This is a genomic window from Paraconexibacter sp. AEG42_29, assembly GCF_040581415.1.
Lineage (GTDB): Bacteria > Actinomycetota > Thermoleophilia > Solirubrobacterales > Solirubrobacteraceae > Paraconexibacter.
Genome location: NZ_CP114014.1, coordinates 1403108 through 1419635, shown reverse-complemented (window position 1 = coordinate 1419635; position 16528 = coordinate 1403108). Strand labels below are relative to the sequence as shown.

General features: G+C 73.2%; 19 protein-coding genes. 11 read left to right on the top strand and 8 right to left on the bottom strand.

The genetic code is table 11. The annotated features are described in order from the left end of the window. Window positions 1-7: 7 nt before the first annotated feature. The gene (locus DSM112329_RS06865) at window positions 8-772 is read right to left on the bottom strand and encodes an FCD domain-containing protein (protein WP_354701062.1); all 765 of its coding nucleotides are present in this window, start codon (window positions 770-772) and stop codon (window positions 8-10) included. A gap of 50 nt (window positions 773-822) precedes the next feature. Then, complete coding sequence (locus DSM112329_RS06860; protein ID WP_354701061.1) at window positions 823-2343, bottom strand: FAD-dependent oxidoreductase; 1521 nt, start codon at window positions 2341-2343, stop codon at window positions 823-825. Window positions 2344-2393: 50 nt separating this feature from the next. Between DSM112329_RS06860 and DSM112329_RS06855 the strand changes: the two genes are divergently transcribed. Genes DSM112329_RS06855 through DSM112329_RS06840 form a run of 4 tightly spaced genes read left to right on the top strand, consistent with a single transcriptional unit; the run spans window position 2394 to window position 6123 of the window. Next, window positions 2394-2714 carry a hypothetical protein gene (locus tag DSM112329_RS06855; RefSeq protein WP_354701060.1) on the top strand — a complete coding sequence of 107 codons (321 nt, stop codon included), beginning with the start codon at window positions 2394-2396 and terminating at the stop codon, window positions 2712-2714. Between the two features lie 54 nt (window positions 2715-2768). Continuing rightward, entirely contained in the window at window positions 2769-4034 is a 1266-nt protein-coding gene (locus tag DSM112329_RS06850; RefSeq protein WP_354701059.1) for a hypothetical protein, read from the top strand. A gap of 19 nt (window positions 4035-4053) precedes the next feature. After that, window positions 4054-4962 (top strand): Abi-alpha family protein, encoded by a 909-nt coding sequence (locus DSM112329_RS06845; protein ID WP_354701058.1) that lies wholly within the window; start codon window positions 4054-4056, stop codon window positions 4960-4962. Window positions 4963-5013: 51 nt separating this feature from the next. Further along, window positions 5014-6123: a PAS domain-containing sensor histidine kinase gene (locus DSM112329_RS06840; protein ID WP_354701057.1), complete on the top strand. Its 1110-nt coding sequence runs from the start codon at window positions 5014-5016 to the stop codon at window positions 6121-6123. Here the strand turns inward: DSM112329_RS06840 and DSM112329_RS06835 are convergent. After that, window positions 6120-6848, bottom strand: a complete 729-nt coding sequence (locus DSM112329_RS06835; protein WP_354701056.1) for a lysophospholipid acyltransferase family protein — start codon at window positions 6846-6848, stop codon at window positions 6120-6122. The genes DSM112329_RS06840 and DSM112329_RS06835 overlap by 4 nt on opposite strands. A gap of 55 nt (window positions 6849-6903) precedes the next feature. Here DSM112329_RS06835 and DSM112329_RS06830 point away from each other — a divergent pair, with 55 nt between their 5' ends. Beyond that, a complete protein-coding gene (locus DSM112329_RS06830) occupies window positions 6904-7806 on the top strand; it encodes a DUF559 domain-containing protein (protein WP_354701055.1) in 903 nt (300 codons plus the stop codon). A gap of 37 nt (window positions 7807-7843) precedes the next feature. Here the strand turns inward: DSM112329_RS06830 and DSM112329_RS06825 are convergent, their stop codons facing one another. Then, the gene (locus tag DSM112329_RS06825) at window positions 7844-8506 is read right to left on the bottom strand and encodes a response regulator transcription factor (protein WP_354701054.1); all 663 of its coding nucleotides are present in this window, start codon (window positions 8504-8506) and stop codon (window positions 7844-7846) included. A 255-nt stretch (window positions 8507-8761) separates the two neighbouring features. Here DSM112329_RS06825 and DSM112329_RS06820 point away from each other — a divergent pair, with 255 nt between their 5' ends. Genes DSM112329_RS06820 through DSM112329_RS06800 form a run of 5 tightly spaced genes read left to right on the top strand, consistent with a single transcriptional unit; the run spans window position 8762 to window position 13398 of the window. Then, window positions 8762-9283: an MSMEG_0572/Sll0783 family nitrogen starvation response protein gene (locus DSM112329_RS06820; RefSeq protein ID WP_354702453.1), complete on the top strand. Its 522-nt coding sequence runs from the start codon at window positions 8762-8764 to the stop codon at window positions 9281-9283. A 23-nt stretch (window positions 9284-9306) separates the two neighbouring features. Continuing rightward, a complete protein-coding gene (locus DSM112329_RS06815) occupies window positions 9307-10374 on the top strand; it encodes an MSMEG_0568 family radical SAM protein (protein ID WP_354701053.1) in 1068 nt (355 codons plus the stop codon). Window positions 10375-10382: 8 nt separating this feature from the next. Continuing rightward, a complete protein-coding gene (locus DSM112329_RS06810; protein WP_354701052.1) occupies window positions 10383-10931 on the top strand; it encodes an MSMEG_0567/Sll0786 family nitrogen starvation N-acetyltransferase in 549 nt (182 codons plus the stop codon). After that, on the top strand, window positions 10928-11785 hold the full coding sequence (locus DSM112329_RS06805) for a carbon-nitrogen hydrolase family protein (protein WP_354701051.1): 858 nt from the start codon (window positions 10928-10930) through the stop codon (window positions 11783-11785). Before DSM112329_RS06810 ends, DSM112329_RS06805 begins: the two co-directional genes overlap by 4 nt. 35 nt (window positions 11786-11820) lie before the next feature. After that, entirely contained in the window at window positions 11821-13398 is a 1578-nt protein-coding gene (locus tag DSM112329_RS06800) for an MSMEG_0569 family flavin-dependent oxidoreductase (RefSeq protein ID WP_354701050.1), read from the top strand. 103 nt (window positions 13399-13501) lie between these two features. Here the strand turns inward: DSM112329_RS06800 and DSM112329_RS06795 are convergent, their stop codons facing one another. Further along, on the bottom strand, window positions 13502-13855 hold the full coding sequence (locus DSM112329_RS06795; RefSeq protein ID WP_354701049.1) for a hypothetical protein: 354 nt from the start codon (window positions 13853-13855) through the stop codon (window positions 13502-13504). Between the two features lie 69 nt (window positions 13856-13924). Continuing rightward, window positions 13925-14347, bottom strand: coding sequence for a nitroreductase family deazaflavin-dependent oxidoreductase (locus DSM112329_RS06790; RefSeq protein WP_354701048.1), 423 nt, complete (start codon window positions 14345-14347; stop codon window positions 13925-13927). Window positions 14348-14439: 92 nt separating this feature from the next. Between DSM112329_RS06790 and DSM112329_RS06785 the strand changes: the two genes are divergently transcribed. Further along, window positions 14440-14562 (top strand): hypothetical protein, encoded by a 123-nt coding sequence (locus DSM112329_RS06785; protein ID WP_354701047.1) that lies wholly within the window; start codon window positions 14440-14442, stop codon window positions 14560-14562. A gap of 60 nt (window positions 14563-14622) precedes the next feature. Here the strand turns inward: DSM112329_RS06785 and DSM112329_RS06780 are convergent, their stop codons facing one another. Together DSM112329_RS06780 and DSM112329_RS06775 are read right to left on the bottom strand one after the other, a co-directional pair. Beyond that, window positions 14623-15537, bottom strand: coding sequence for a carbohydrate kinase family protein (locus tag DSM112329_RS06780; RefSeq protein WP_354701046.1), 915 nt, complete (start codon window positions 15535-15537; stop codon window positions 14623-14625). Then, on the bottom strand, window positions 15534-16433 hold the full coding sequence (locus DSM112329_RS06775; protein WP_354701045.1) for a pseudouridine-5'-phosphate glycosidase: 900 nt from the start codon (window positions 16431-16433) through the stop codon (window positions 15534-15536). Before DSM112329_RS06775 ends, DSM112329_RS06780 begins: the two co-directional genes overlap by 4 nt. Between the last annotated feature and the right edge of the window lie 95 nt (window positions 16434-16528).

Here is a 16528-nt window from a genome sequence, read left to right as displayed (position 1 = left end):
ACAGACGTCAGACAGGCAGCTCGCGCAGGTCGTCGACCCGTGCCGGGTCCAGGTCGCGCTCCCAGGCCCGCTCGAGCTCGGCGAGGTGCTCGTCCATGACGGCGTCGATCGCCGCGGGATCGCCGCCGCGGATCGCGTCCACGGTCTGGCGGTGGATGTCGAGCGACCACTCCACCGAGGGCGGCGAGTGGATCGCCATGTCGCGCGCGATGTCCAGGCGCCGCAGCAGCGTGCGCATGAGGTCGACCAGCGTCGAGTTCCCGGTCGCGCGGGCGACGGCGAGGTGGAAGCGCTGGTCGAGCGCGAGGAAGCGGTCCTCGTTCGCGATCAGGCCCGGGCCGGACGCCTCGGCGAGCTTGCGCTGCAGGTGGATGGTCCGCTCCATCGCCTCGAAGTCGGCGTCCTGCGCGTGCACCGCCGCGAGGCGGACGATCGCGGGCTCGAACATCCGCCGCGCCTCCAGGACCCCGATGACCTCGTGCAACCGCAGGTCGCTGCGGCGCTGGATGACCTCGCGCGGGACGAACTCCGAGCGGACGAACGCGCCGCCGGTCGGGCCGGGACGGACCTCGACGACGCCGCTGTCGGCCAGGACCTTCAGCGCCTCGCGCACCGTCGGGCGGCTGATCTGCATCTGGGCGGCGAGCGCCCGCTCGGGCGGCAGCTGGTCGCCCACCCGCAGCTCGCCGAGCTGGATCCGCTCCGCGATCTGGTCGACGGCCTCCTCGAAGGTGCGGCGCGTCTGCACGGGGGAGAAGGTCAGCGCGGCCAAGGGCGGCGAGTATAGGCACGGCCCCCCGGAATCCGGAACCGCCGATCTGGTCAGTCCGTGCCCCTGAGAACCGCCATCGCGGCGTTGTGGCCGGGGATTCCGCTGACGCCGCCGCCGCGCCGCGCGCCGGCGCCGCAGAGCAGGATCCGGGGGTGGTCCGTCGCCACGCCCCAGGTGCCGGCCTCGTCCTCGGACTCGGCGAACGGCCACTGCAGGTCGCGGTGGAAGATGTGCCCGCCGGGCAGGCCGAGGTCGGTCTCCAGGTCAACCGGGCTGCGCGCCTCCACGCACGGCGTGCCGTCCGGGGCGCGCATCACGCAGTCCATGATCGGCTCGCCGAGGACGCTGTCCAGGGACGCCAGCGTCGCTGCGAGGGCCCGCTGCCTGGCGCCCTCGGGGTCGTCCCTGAACAGGCGCGCGGGCAGGTGCAGCGCGAAGCAGGTGAGGGTGTGCGCGCCGGCAGCCTGCAGCTCGGCGCCGAGGATCGACGGGTCGCTCAGCGAGTGGCAGTAGATCTCGCAGGGGACGACGTCCGGGATGCGGCCCGCCGACGCCTGGGCGTACGCCGCCTCGAGCTGCGCCGCCGACTCGTTGACGTGGAAGGTCCCGGCGAACGCATCGACCGGATCGACGGCGCGGTCGCGCAGGCGCGGCAGGCGATGCAGCAGCAGGTTGACCTTCAGCTGGGCGCCCTCGGGCGGGTCGTCGTGCGTGTCGAACCCGGGCGCGCGGCGCAGGCGGTCCAGGACCGCCGGCGCGAGGTTGCTCAGCAGCATGTCGGCGACGACGGTCCGGTCCTCCCCGGACGCTGGGTCGCGCACGATGACGCGGACGCCGTCGTCCGCTCCTGTGTCGGCCTCGACGGCGATGACGCGGTGACCCGTGCGCAGGTCAGCGCCCGCCGCGCGAGCGGTCGCTGCCAGCGCGCCGGTGAGCGCGCCCATGCCGCCGACCGGGACGTCCCAGTCGCCCGTCCCGCCGCCGATCACGTGGTAGAGGAAGCAGCGGTTCGCCAGGCGCGAGGCGTCGTCGATCCTGGTGAAGGTGCCGATCAGCGCGTCGGTCGAGACGATGCCGAGGCCGACGTCGTCGCCGGCGTGGGCTGCTCGTAGCGCCTCGCCGAGCGGGCGGCGGACGAGCGCGTCCCAGGTGGCGTCGTCGGCGGCGGCCGCGCGCAGGTCCGCCTCGGTCCGCAGCGGCTGTGTCAGCGACGCGAACAGCGCCGGGGCCAGGCGCGCGACGGCGTCCGCGAACGGCGAGCCGGGGACGCCGAGCACGCCGCCGTCCCCGACCGGGGTGTACGCCGGGACGCGGCGCCGGATGCGCTGCAGGTCGATGCCGAGGTCGTCCAGGATCTGCTGCGGCAGCAGCGAGATCAGGTAGCTATAGCGGCTGAGGCGCACGTCCACCCCGGGCCACGGCGAGGACGACACCGCGGCGCCGCCCAGCACGTCGCCCTGCTCGAGCAGCAGGACCTGACGGCCGGCACGCGCCAGGTAGGCGGCCGCGACGAGGCCGTTGTGCCCGCCGCCGGCGATGACGATGTCGGCGGTGTCGGAAAGGGCGGCCATGGCCGCCACGCTAACGCCCTCGCCCGTACCGGCCGGAGTAGTCTCGCCGGATGGAACCGACTCGCGTGGGCGATCTCGTCACTGTCGCCCCGGGCGGTCCGCCGCTGGCCGGGATCGTCTTCGACCTCCCGGGGAGCGACAAGGCCGTGGTCGCGGTCGTCGACGCCACGCGCGGGCCGTCGCTGCGGACCGTGCCGCTCGCGATCGTGACCGAGCGCCCCGACGCCGCCGGCACGGATGCCGCGCTGCGCGCGCTGATCCGCCGCACCCCGGCGCCGGGCGCCGTGAACGCGCGCAGCGGCAGCGGCGGCGCGGGCCGCGGGTCCGCTGCTCACGGACGCGTGGCGAAGCACCGCACCACCGGGAAGTAGGCCAGGCGCGGGAGCTTCTTCCCCGAACGAGCACGTTCGGACTAGGATTGCGCCGTGGACTGGGCCCAGCTGATCATCATCCCGCTCTTCACCGGAGCGATCGGCTACATCACGAACCTCAGCGGCGTGTGGATGCTCTTCAACCCGATCCGCTTCATCGGGTTCCGGGTGCCGGGCCTGAAGACCGTCGGCAACCTCCTGCCGCGCCGCTTCCAGGAGATCCCCGGCCTCATCAAGGGCAACGTCGGCTGGCAGGGCATCGTGCCGTCCCGGGCCGCGAAGATGGGCTCGATCGCCGTCGACAAGGGCATCTCCAAGCTCGGCAGCCCCGGCGAGTTCTACCAGCGCCTCGAGCCCGAGAAGATCGCCGAGCACATCCTCGCGACCTCCGAGCGGGACATCCACACGCTGGTCGAGCAGATCATGGAGCGCGAGCAGCCGCAGCTCTGGGCCGACGTGCCGCCCCGCATCAAGGACGCGATCCACGCGCGGGTCCGCGCCCAGCTGCCGGAGATCGTGCACGCCGTCACTGATCAGATCGGCGAGAACATCGACCAGCTGCTCGACGTGAAGCTGATGGTCATCAAGCACCTCGAGGCGCACCCGGAGCTCGCGAACCGGATCTTCCTGGACATCGGCGACCGCGAGCTGAAGCTGATGGTGAACTTCGGCTTCTACCTCGGCTTCCTGCTCGGCGTCCCCGTCTACTTCATCACCCACGAGTGGCACTACTGGTGGCTGCTGCCGATCCTGGGCACGGTCGTCGGCTACATGACGAACCTGCTGGCGATGTCGCTGATCTTCGTCCCGGTCGAGCCGAAGTTCATCATGGGCATCAAGTTCCACGGGCTCTTCCTGCGCCGCCAGAGCGCGGTCGCCGACATCTACGCGAAGCTGATCGCGGACGAGATCGTGACGCTCAGCAACATCGGCACCGAGCTGCTGACCGGCGTCCGCGCCGACCGCACCCGGGCGATGATCGAGACCGCGATGCGCCCCGCCGTGGACCGTGCCACCGGCCCCGCGCGGGCGGCCGTGCGCGTCGCGATGGGCGGCAAGGAGTACGACGCGATCCGGGACTCGGTCGCCGTCGACGCCGTCGACTACACGATGACCCCGCTCGGGGACCAGGAGTTCAACGCCAAGCAGAGCGCGCTGATCCGCGAGCTGATCGCCGGCCGGATGCGGGAGATGGCCGCGGTGGACTTCCAGGAGATGCTGCGGTCCGCGATCAAGGAGGACGAGTGGATGCTGTACGTCCACGGCGCCGTGCTGGGCTTCAGCGGCGGCCTCATCCACCTGGCGGTCTTCGGCGTGTGAGCCGTCGTAAGCTGACCCCATGAGCGACATCGACGATCCAGCGGGGGATCGCGCGTATCCCCCCGTCCCGACGGCCGGCTCGGTCTCGAAGGCCCTGCCGGGCCTCGTCCGCATCGGCGTCGGGGCCGGCATCCGCACGGCGGGCTGGTCGGCGAGGGCGTACCTGCGGGCCGGCAACCGCGTCGTCCACGCCGCGGTCTCCGGTGAGTCCGCGGCCGAGCTGCTGCACGACGTCGAGCGCAGCGTGAAGGGCTACGCGCGGGACGTCCTGGGCATCCCGGCGATCGAGGAGCGGCTGCCCGGCCCGATCCGCGAGCGCCGCCCGGTCCCGCAGCCTGCTGCCGACCCGGCGCCCGACCTCAAGAAGATCGCCGCCGACGACGCCCGCTCGCTGCAGCAGAAGGGCGCGGACCTGCTCCACAAGTCGACGGACGTGCGCTACGAGGAGGCCGCCCACCCGGCGTACGAGCGGATCATCGACGAGATCGCGCCGGACGAGGCCCGCATCCTGCGCTACCTCACGGTCGAGGGCCCGCAGCCGTCGGTCGACGTGCGCCAGGGCAAGACGCCGCTGATCAACTCGCCGCTGATCGGGACGAACATGGTCGCCCCCGGCCTGTCGATGATCGGCCCGAACTCGGGCGTGCGCTACAGCGAGCGCGTCCCGGCCTACCTGAACAACCTCTTCCGCCTCGGGCTGATCTGGTTCTCGCGCGAGCCGCTGGCGGACCCGCTCCGCTACCAGGTGCTCGAGGCGCAGCCGGACGTCCTGGAGGCGCTGCACGGCCCGGGCAAGACGAAGACCGTCCGCCGCTCGATCCTGCTGACGCCGTTCGGCGAGGACTTCTGCCGGGTCTGCCTGCCGGGCGTCGCGGCCGCGGCGCCGCTGCGCGCCTCGGGCGTGCACGCCAACGGCAACGCGGGCTGATCCCGCGGGCGCGTCTCCGCGCCCGTTGACGCGCGGACTATCGTGCCGGTGGTGTCCGAGGCCACCACCGCGAAGGTCGTCAGCCAGCTGATCGCGGCGGCGCCGCGGGAGCTGCTCGAGGCGCTGCTGGACACCGTCGCGGACGCGATCTACCTGGTCGACCCCGACGGCCGCGTCGAGTTCCTGAACCCCGCGGCACTGCGCGTCCTGGGCTACGACAGCCCCTCTGAGCTGCTCGGCCGGATCAGCCATCCGACCATCCACTACAAGCGCCCGGACGGCTCACACTTCCCGGCGTCCGAGTGCCCGATGCTGCGCCCGCGCGTCACCGGCGAGACCGTGCACGTCACGGAGGACTGGTTCGTCCGGCGGGACGGCTCGATGGTGCCGGTCGCGTACTCGTCGGCGCCGCTGCCGATGCGGGGCGCGCGCGGGGCGGTCGTCGCGTTCCGGGACATCTCCGACCAGCTCGCCGCCGAGGACCACCGCCGCCGCGAGGCGATCGACCGCACCCGGCTGCAGTCCGTGGAGGCCTCCCGCGCCCGCATCGTCGCGGCCGCCGACGCCGAGCGCCACCGCATCGGCCGCGACCTGCACGACGGTGCGCAGCAGCGACTGGTCCACCTGCTGATGACCCTGCAGCGGGCCGGGACCCAGCTGACCCGGGACGCGGAGGCCGCGGCCGCCGCGGCGACGATCGACGAGGCGGCCCGCGACGCCCGCGCCGCGATCGGCGAGCTGCGCGACCTCGTCGCCGGCATCCACCCGGCGATCCTCACGAACCGCGGGCTGCACGCCGCGATCGCCGCGCTGACCGTCCGGACGCCGGTCCCTGTGGAGATCGACGTCCCGCCCGGCCGCTGGCCGAGCGCGATCGAGGCGACCGCCTACTTCGTGGTCGCCGAGGCGCTGACGAACGTCGCCAAGCACGCGGCGCCGGCCACCCACGCGGCGGTGCGCGCCGTCGCACGCGACGGGGAGCTCGTGGTCCGGGTCGCGGACGACGGCCCGGGCGGCGCGGACCTCGCGGGCGGGACGGGACTCCGCGGCCTCGAGGACCGCGTCGCGGTCGCGGGCGGGTCGCTGACGGTCGTCAGCGCGCCGGGGTCCGGCACGACGGTCGAGGCGCGGATCCCGCTGGCCACCGGCGTGCTCCCCTAAGCGGTCGGCCGGGACGCGAGCGCGTCCTCGATCCGCTGGCGAGCGACGTCCCGGAGCTCCTCGACCGAGGCGTAGTCCGCGGGGTCCATCGGCTCCAGGATCTGCACCCAGGCGTCCACGTGCTCCTTCAGCACCATGCCGTGCTTGGGCAGCGCGGAACCCGTGCCGTGAACCGCGATCGGGACCAGCGGCACCTCGTGCTGCCGGGCGAGCGAGAACGCCCCGTCCTTGAACGGACGCAGGTTGCCGTCCTTGCTCCGCGTCCCTTCTGGGAAGAACAGCACCGGGCTGCCCTTCTTCAGCAGCACCGAGCACTCCTCGAGCATCTTCATGATCGACTCGCGGTCGCCGCGGACGAGCGACACGTAGCCGTTCAGGTGCATGTTCCAGCCGATGAACGGCAGCTTGAAGTTCTCGGCCTTGGACACCCACTTGAACGGGCGGAACAGCTGGAACAGCACCAGGATGTCGATCAGCGACGCGTGGTTCGCGGCCAGGACGGCCGGCCCACGCCACTTCAGGTGCTCGCGTCCGGTGACCCGCACCTTCCACATCGGGTTGATGACGATGAAGAAGACGGCCCACGCGCACGAGTACTGGTGCAGGACGACCTTGCGCCGGTCGAACGGCAGCGTGACGAGCCAGATGAGCAGTGCGCCGGCGAAGAACAACGGGCAGGTGACGGCGATCAGCGCCCAGTAGGCGTAGGACAGAACTCTGAGCACGCAGGAACCCTATTTCAGGGGGGCGGATCCAGGTGCTTGCGACCTAGTACTGGATATGGCAGCACCACGCAGCAAGGATCGCGAGGAGAGGCTCTTCGCGCTCGCCAACCGCCAGTTCGGGCTCCTCCGGCACGATCAGCTCATCGCCGCCGGCCTCGACCGCAACGCCATTGCGGCGCGGGTGGCACGACGCCGGCTCACGCGGGTGCAGGCCGGCGTCTATGCCTTCGGTCACACCGCGCTGCAGGACGAAGGACGGTGGCTCGCGGCGGTCTGGACCTGCGCGCCGGAGGGTGTCCTCTCCCACTTCACCGCCGCGGCGTTCCACGGCTGGCGGACGCCCGGGGATCCCGAGGGACGACTGCACATCAGCACGACCGCCTCGTCCCGCAGCCGGGAGGACATAGCCGTGCATCGCACCCGCCACCTGGAGGCGGTCGACGTCTTCACCAGCGGCCTCTTCCGGGTCACGCACCAACCGCGGACCCTGGTGGACCTGGCGGACGTGATGCCCTGGGACGACTACCGCGCGCTTGCTGACAGCCTGCCGTCCCTGCGGGTCGACAAGATCCGCGCTGCCCAGGCGCGCACACCGAGACGGTCGGGCGCCCCGCTGGTCACGCGCCTGATCGACGCGGACGACGCCCACACCAAGTCGGAGTTCGAGCGGCGTTTCCTGCGCTTCCTGACCGCGCACCGCCTGCCCCGGCCGGACGACCTGAACGTGTCGGTCGCCGGCCACAAGGCCGACTGCGTCTACCGGACCGACCGCCGGCTCGTGATCGAGCTCGACGGTCGTGCCCACCACCGGCGCCGCGCCCAGATGCGCGCCGACCGTCGCCGGGACAGCGACTACCAGCTGGCGGGCTACCGCATCCTGCGCCTGGTCTGGGACGACCTGCACGCGCACGAGGCGGCGCGCACCGCGTCTCGGGTCCGGCGCATGCTCGCGGCGTGATGCTGCCCATGGCAGCACCGCGCAGCAAGCTTCCGGCCTAGCCGGCCCGAAGGCGCGCCAGGACCGCCATCACGCGGCGGTGCTCGGAGTGCTCGTGTCCGATGTCCAGCTTCTGGAAGATCCCGGTCACGTGCTTCTCGACCGCGGCCGGGGTGACGCCGAGCGCCGCGCCGATCCCCGGGTTCGACTTCCCCTCGGCCATCAGCGCGAGCACCTCCCGCTCGCGCGTCGTCAGCGAGTCCAGCCGCGAGTCGCGGCGCTTGCGGGTGACCATCCGGCCGACGACCTCGGGGTCCAGCGCCGACCCGCCCGCCGCCACGCGCCGGATCGCGTCGGCCAGCGCCGCCGCGTCCGAGACGCGGTCCTTCAGCAGGTAGCCCACGCCGCTCGCGTCCTCGCCGATCAGGTCGAGCGCGTAGTTCTCCTCGAGGAACTGCGACAGCACCAGGACGCCGACGCCGGGCAGCTCCGCGCGGATCTTCAGCGCGGCGCGGATGCCGTCGTCCGTCAGGTCCGGCGGCATCTGGACGTCGACCACGACGACGTCGGGCACGTGCTCGTGGACGGCCACCAGCAGCTCGTCCGCGTCCGCCGCCTCCGCCACCACGTCGAACCCGAGGTCCCCGAGGAGCCGCACGAGCCCCTCGCGCAGGAGCGCCTGGTCCTCGGCGACGAGCACACGGAGCATCGGGTCGGTCATCGCCGACGACAGTAGCGACGGGCCTGCCGGGACGCGCCCCGAAACCCGCGTGGAGCGGGTTCGGACGTCCGGACCTCCGGTCGACCAGAGGGTGCCCGGGGGGACTGGACCACATGGCACCGGGGATCAGGACCCCGCGTCCGCAGTTCGCGCGCCGGACCTCCGACCGGCGGTCCATAGAGGCGGGCCCGTCGAACGCGGAGCATGTGGTCCATCCGCTTCCCCCGCCTGACCCACACCAAGGAGAACCCCCAGATGGCCGTCGAACCGCAGCTCAACGATCAGGAGATCGCGAGCCTGATGGAGATCCCGCACCCGAGCAAGGCGAACGGCGAGTCGCTCTACGGTGCCACCAAGGTCTTCCCCGACTACCAGGCCGAGGCCGGTGAGACGTACTTCGGCCTCGTCCATGGGCTCGTGCACGAGTCGTCCGTGAGCTTCGTCGCCGTGCTGCAGGCGATCCGCGCCGAGAAGAAGGGCTTCGACTCGGCGCTGTACTTCTACGGCATCGGCGCCCTCAACTGCCTGGCCAGCCGCGGCTTCCCGACCATCGGGGACGAGGTCTTCCCCGGCATGCGCAACGAGAACAACGTGCTCGAGCGCTACATCGGCATGGGCGGCAAGGTCTACGCCTGCCGGCTCGGCCTGTCGCTGCACGGCGCACGCGAGGAGGACCTGATCGAGGGCGTCATCCCGGCGCACCCGCTCGACCTCCAGGACGCGGTGATCCACTACGCCCGCAAGGGCGCGATCATCAACTCCACCTGGATGTTCTGAGCGGGCGAGCGAGGCGGACGACGATGGAACTCGACCTGCGCGCAGAGCTCGCTGTCCTCGGCGTCCGCTCCGCCCCTCCCCTCCGGCGCAAGGCCGGCGCCGGCCCGAGCGACGACGGGCACTGGTCGGTCGGCGGCAGCAGCAACGCCGCCACCCTGCCGATCGTCGCGGACTCCCCCTTCGAGCTGCTCGAGGGCGGCGTCCTGACCCGTGACGGGGTGGTCATCGAGGACGCCCTCCTCGAGCCGATCATGCGGCCGCGGTTCTACGACCTGACGACGGACGACGGCATCCCGTTCGAGCAGCTGGCCCGCCTGCACGGCACGGACGTCCTGGCCACGACCGTCGTGCAGACCTGCATCCGCTACACCGAGGAGTCCAGCCGCTGCCGCTTCTGCACGATCGAGCAGTCGCTGCGCGCAGGGGCCACGACGCAGGTGAAGTTCCCGCAGCAGCTGGCCCAGGTCGCGAAGGCCGCCGTCGAGCTCGACGGCGTCCGCCAGGTGGTGATGACGACCGGCACCTCCAACGGCGTCGACCGCGGCGCCAAGCACCTGGCGAAGTGCGTCGAGGCGATCCTCGAAGCGGTCCCGGGCCTGCCGATCCAGATCCAGATCGAGCCGCCGCTGGACCTCGAGTGGATCCAGGTCCTCAAGGACGCGGGCGCGACCGCGATCGGCATCCACGTCGAGTCGCTCGACCAGGCGGTCCGCGAGCGCTGGACCCCCGGCAAGGCGACCGTCCCGCTGTCGCGGTACGACGCGGCATGGCTCGAGGCGGTCCGCGTCTTCGGCCGTAACCGCGTCTCCACCTACCTGCTCGTCGGCCTCGGCGAGGATCCGGACGAGCTGGTCGCCGGCGCCGAGCGGCTGATCGGCATGGGCGTCTATCCGTTCGTCGTCCCTTATCGCCCGCTGGAGGGCTCGCTGGCGCACGCGGACGGCGTCCCGGCGCCGGACCCGCTGACCCTGACCCGCGTGACGCGCAGGGTGGCGACCGCGCTGAAGGCGGCCGGGATGCGGGGCGCCGACCAGGGCGCCGGCTGCGCGGCGTGCGGCGCCTGCTCGGCCCTCTGCGGCGAGGGCGGCTGACCGCGCCGATGAGGACGATGCTCGACCTGCCGGTCCCCGCCGTACGGCGGTTCACCGTGGTGCGCGCCGAGCGCCACCCCGGTCGCCTCGACGACTACGCCGCGCTGCGCCTGAGGGCGTTCGTCGACGAGCAGCACCTGTTCGAGGCCGACGACCACGACGGGCACGACGGCGCGCCGCTGACCCGGGTGCTGGTCGCGCTGAGCGAGACCGGGCACGTCATCGGCGGCGTGCGCCTGCACCCCGTCGACGTGGCCACGGGCTGGTGGCGCGGCAGCCGCCTGGTCTGCAGCGGCGCCGGCGGCCCGGCCCGCGGCCTCGTCGGTGCGCTCCTGGTCCGCGAGGCGTGCGCGCAGGCGCTCGACGCCGGCGCCGCGCACTTCGACGCGCACGTGCAGGTGCGCTACCGCCACTTCTTCGAGCGCCTCGGCTGGGACGACGTGCGCGCAGTGCAGGTCGCGCGCACCGAGCACCGCCACATGGTGTGGCCGATCCCGACCGCAGGCCCGCCCGCCCCGTCGTCCCCCACCCCCGGAACCGAAGGCCGCACCCCATGACCCCGCTCACCATCGCCGCCACGTCCGCGCCGTTCGGCCGCGACCTCGAGGAGTGCTTCACCCGCATCGCCACCCTGATCGAGGAGGCGCGCGCGGCCGGCGTGGGCCTGCTCGTCCTGCCGGAGGCCTGCCTCGGCGGCTACGTCGAGACCCTCCATGGCGACGCCGAGTGGCCGCCCGCGTTCACCGTCGACGGCCCGGAGGTCCAGCGCGTGGCGGACCTCGCCGGCGACATGGTCGTGTGCTTCGGCATGGCGGAGGTGACGGCGGGCGAGGACGACACCATGGTGCACAACACCGCCGTCTGCGTGAGCGGCGGCGAGGTCCTCGGCGTCCACCGCAAGGTCCACCTGCCGCTCGACGAGGACCGCATCACCCGGCCCGGCGACGAGCTCGCCGCGTTCGACACCCCGGTCGGCCGGATCGGGATGCTCATCTGCTACGACAAGGCCTTCCCCGAGGCGTCCCGGACGCTCGCGCTCCAGGGTGCGCAGATCCTGTGCTTCCTGTCCGCCTGGCCCTGCAGCGCGACGAACGCCGCGCCGCGCCTGGAGGACGACCGCCAGTACCGCCGCTCCGAGCTCTGGGACCGCGCCCGCGCCGCCGAGAACTCGCTGATCGTCGCGTCCGCCAACCAGTCGGGGACGTTCGGCGCGCTGCGCTTCATCGGCAGCGCGCGCGTCATCGGCCCGGGCGGCGACCCGCTCGCGGTCACGTCCACGGGCGAGGGCCTGGCGATCGCCACCGTCGAGGACGTCGACGCCGCCCTCACGCGGGCCCGCCGCGCGCTCTCCCCCATCCGCGACCTGCGCCCGGACGTCTACGCGACGCCCGCTCCGCTCGCGGCCGCCTGACCCGTCCGGACCCACCGCCCCGAGGACAAAGCCCCATGCCCGAAGTCCACTTCCGCGTCCGCTGGCCCGACGGGACGCATCAGACCTGCACCTCTCCGTCACGCACGATCGAGCGCGCGCTCTGCGCCGGCGCCACCTACCCGGTCGACGAGTTCGTCCGGCGCGCGACCGACGCGCTCGCCGCCGGCAGCGAGCGCGTCCGCGCGAAATACGGCTTCGCGTGCACGGCGGCCGCCGCCGAGACGGCCGAGCTGCGCACCCGGGCAGCCGGCCAGCCGGCGGGCAGCGTCACCGTCGAGGCGCTCTACCGCGACGCCCGCACGACGCCACCTCCCGCGCTCAGCGGGCACTACCCGGTCGTCGTCGTAGGCGGCGGCCAGGCCGGCCTGGCGACGAGCTGGTGCCTGCGCGCCCGCGGCGTCGATCACATCGTCCTGGAGCGGCACGAGATCGCCTCGTCCTGGCGCCGCCAGCGCTGGGACTCGTTCTGCCTCGTCACGCCCAACTGGCAGTGTCAGCTGCCGGGCCACCCGTACGCCGGCAACGACCCGGACGGCTTCATGGTCAAGGACCAGATCCTCGAGTACCTCGACCAGTACGTCGCGTCCTTCCGGCCGCCGGTCGTCGAGGGCGTCGCCGTGGAGCAGCTCACCCAGTCCGACCACGGGACGTTCGTGGTCCGGACGAACGTCGGGACCGTGACCGCCGACCAGGTCATCCTGGCGGTCGGCGGGTACCACGTCCCGACCTCTCCGCGGATGGCCGAGCGCCTGCCGTCGTCGGTCACCCAGCTGCACTCCTCGCGCTACAAGTCGCCGGCGACATTGCCGGACGGCGCGGTGCTCGTGGTCGGCAGCGGCCAGTCGGGCGCCCAGATCGCGGAGGACCTCCACCTCGAGGGCCGGGAGGTGCACCTCGCGGTCGGCTCGGCCCCGCGGGTCGCGCGTTTCTACCGCGGGCGAGACGTCGTCGCCTGGCTGCAGGACATGGGCCGCTACGACCTGCCGATCGACCAGCACCCCGAGGGCCTGAAGGCCCGCAAGGAGGCCAACCACTACGTCACCGGCCGGGACGGCGGGCGGGACATCGACCTGCGCCGCTTCGCGACCGAGGGGATGCACCTGCACGGCCGCCTGACCGACATCACGGCGCCCGAGCTGTCGTTCGCCGGCGACCTGCGCGCGAACCTCGATCTGGCCGACGCGACCGACGACCGCATCAAGGACGTCATCGACGCGTACATCGAGGGCGCCGGGGTCGACGCTCCGGAGGAGGCGCGCTATATCCCGCTGTGGGACCCGCCGCGCGCGGCCGACGCGCCGTCCCGCCTGGACCTCGAGGCCCAGGGGATCACCTCCGTGATCTGGGCGACCGGGTTCCGGTCGGACTGGTCCTGGGTGCAGGTGCCCGCCTTCGACGGCACGGGCTACCCGACCCACCATCGGGGCGTGACGGCGATCCGCGGCCTGTCCGTCATCGGCATGCCGTGGCTGCACAGCTGGGGCTCGGGCCGGTTCGCGGGAATCGCCCGCGACGCCGAGCACCTGGCGGACCACGTCGCGGCGACGATCGGCGCGCCGGCGCGGCGGCCGGTCATGCGCCTGGCGGGCTGAGAGCACCGGGCGCCGGGATGGCGGGTGCGCAGTGGGACCTTTCGCGCTGGAGCATGCATGACGTGCGCTGGTGCGCAAGGTCCGGCCACCCGGCCGTCTGGCCTCAGGACTGAGAGGTCGTCACGTCGGACGCGGCGCTCTCGTCGGTGGTCGTGGCCGTCCCGTCGTCGTACGTGGCCGTCGCGTCTGTCGCCGCGATCGCGTCTTCGGTCGCCGCGGCCTCGCTCGTCGTCCCCGTGGTCGCCGCCACCGCCGGCGCGCCGGCGCCCAGGGCCGGGTCGGCACCGGCGCGCATCTGCGTGAAGATCACGCCCCAGACCGCGGCGAACGCCACCACGGTCCAGGTGACGGCGAGCCGCCGGACGCGGCGGGTCCGCTCCTGGCGGGTCGGCTTGGCCCGGCGGCCGGCGCGGAGTCGCTCGGCGCCGAGGCCCTCGGGAATCTCTGACCGGTGCATGGACAGCACGATGCCGCCCGCGCCTGCGGCTCCTCTAAGCAGACGCTGAGAGGAGCCTGAGTCAGCGGGTCAGCGCGGGACGAGCACCACGATCGGGATCTCGCGGTCGGTCTTGGCCGCGTAGTCGGTGTAGTCCGGCCAGACCTCGACCATCGCGTCCCACAGGCGCGCGCGCTCGGTGCCCTCGGCGACCGTCATCGTCACCGGGACGTGCGCAGCCTTGACCTGCACGTCGGCGTCGGGGTTGGCCTGCATGTTCTTGAACCACGCCGGATCCTCGGGCGCTCCGCCCTTGGACGCGACGATGACGTAGTTGTCGCCATCGGTCCGGTGGATCAGCGGCGTCGTGTGCGCCTCGCCGGACTTGTTGCCGATCGTCGTCAGCAGCAGGATCTCGGTCCCGCGCCAGTGGTACCCGCGGGCACCGTCGGTCTCCTGATAGACCCGGACGTGCTCCGGGCCGAACAGCTGGTCATCGTCGCTCTGGGACATGGTCCTCAGCCTAGTGCCGCCCGGACGACCCGCGCGTGACATCTCTGCGACCTCGGGCCGCCCCGCGTCCGCGGACCGCGACGATCGCGCGCGTGTTGCCCACGGACGGCGACTACCGCACGGTCACGCACCATCGTCGCGGTGAGCCGGTCGCACCGGCGCACCTGCCGGTCCCGCCGTTCGACGTCGCTGCCGCGCTGCTCCCGCCGGCCTGACGCGAGCCTCGCCCTCCGACCTTCGGGTTCCCGGCGATTCCGCGGAATCGCCTCCCGCGATCAGCCCGGCGCCGGCCGCGCGCCCGCCAGGCCCACCACCTGGCTCCCGCGCGCGCATGCGGCGGCAAGGGCCTCGTCCGGGCCCGCGCCCGACCGCCGCGCGGCCAGCCACGCGGCGGCGAACGCGTCGCCCGCCCCCGTGCTGTCGGCCGCGACCCCAGGCGTCAGCGGTGCCGCCGGGGCGCAGGCCGTCTGAAGGCCGTCGCGGAACAGCGCGCCGTCGCGTCCCAGGGTCACCACGACCTCCTGCGCCCACGCTGCGGTCCGCAGCAGGCCGGCCGCCCGCTCCGGGTCCGTCTCCCCGGTCAGGGTGACGAGCTCCGTCGCGTTCGGCAGCAGCGTCTGCACCCCGGCGACCCAGTCCAGGAACGTCTGCACGCCGAGCGCGTGCAGCGGGCCGCTCGACGCCGGGTCGACCGAGATGCTCATGCCCAGGTCCTTCGCCTTGCGCAGCGCGGCCAGCCCGGCGGCACGGGCCGGGGCATCGGCGTCCAGCAGCACGTAGCCGGACAGGTGCAGGTGGGCGTCGGGCGTGAAGACCTCCAGCGGCAGGTCCGCCGGCGTCAGCCCGAGGTTCGCACCACGGTCCGGGAGGAACGTCCGCTCGCCGTCGGGCTCGATGACCGTGATGCAGGTCCCGGTCGGCGCGTCCGGGTCCACCGCGACCCGCACGTCGACCCCGCGCGCCCGCAGCGCGGCACAGTCGGCGCGGCCCGCCGGATCGTCGCCCACCCGCGTGACGAGCGTGACCGGGACACCGTCCTCCGCGAGCCACGCTGCGACGTTCGCCCCGCTCCCGCCGCCGCGGAAGCGCACGGTCGCCGGCGCGTCCGAGCCACGCAGGACGGGCGTGCGGGCGGTCGCGGCGACGTCGACCATCAGGTCGCCGACGACGACGACGCGCCCGCCGTTCATCGTGCCGCCGCGATCCGGCCGGCCAGGTGCGCGTTCGCGAGGACGAGCCGGACGTTCGCCTCGAGGCTCGCCCCCGCGGTCTCCGCGTGGAACCGGGCAAGCAGGAAGGGGGTCACGTCGCGACCGGTCACACCCTGCTCCGTGGCCGCCGCCAGCGACTCACTCAGGACACGCTCGTGCAGGACCGGGTCCAGCTGGTCACCGGCCGCGATCGGGTTCGCGACGACGAGGGCACCGCCGTCGAGGCCGAGCCCCACGCGGGCGGCCAGGATCGCCGCGACCTCATCCGGGGCGTCGACCCGCCACGTCAGCGGGAAGCCGGAGTCGGCGAGGTAGAAGCCCGGGAAGCGATCCGTCCCGTAGCCGACCACCGACACCCCGAGCGTCTCGAGCCGCTCGAGCGTCGCGCCGACGTCGAGGATCGACTTCACGCCGGCGCAGACGATGCAGATACCGGTGCGCGCGAGCGCGACGAGGTCCGCGGACTCGTCCCACGTCGACCGGGCCTCGCGGTGCACGCCGCCCAGCCCCCCGGTCGCGAACAGCGCGATCCCCGCCTGCGCCGCCACGTGCGCCGTCGCAGCGACGGTGGTCGCGCCCGTCCCCCCGCGCGCCGCCGCGACGGCGAGGTCGCGTGCCGAGCACTTCACGACGTCCTCGCGCAGCGCGATCGCCTCCAGCGCCGCGTCGTCCAGCCCGACCCGCACCACCCCGTCGACCAACGCGATCGTCGCCGGGACGGCCCCGCCCGCGCGCACCGCGTCCTCGATCTCCCGCGCGATGCGCAGGTTGTCGGGGCGCGGCAGCCCGTGGGAGACGATGGTCGACTCGAGGGCGACGACGGGCCCGCCGGCGTCCAGGGCGGCCGCAACCTCGGGGGCGATGGCGAGCGACATGTGCTCCGAGGCTATCGACCGGAGGTGGTTTCAACTGCGCGGGCGGGGGCCATACCCCGGGGTTGAAACGGGGGTTTTGCGCGGCTGCGCGTGCC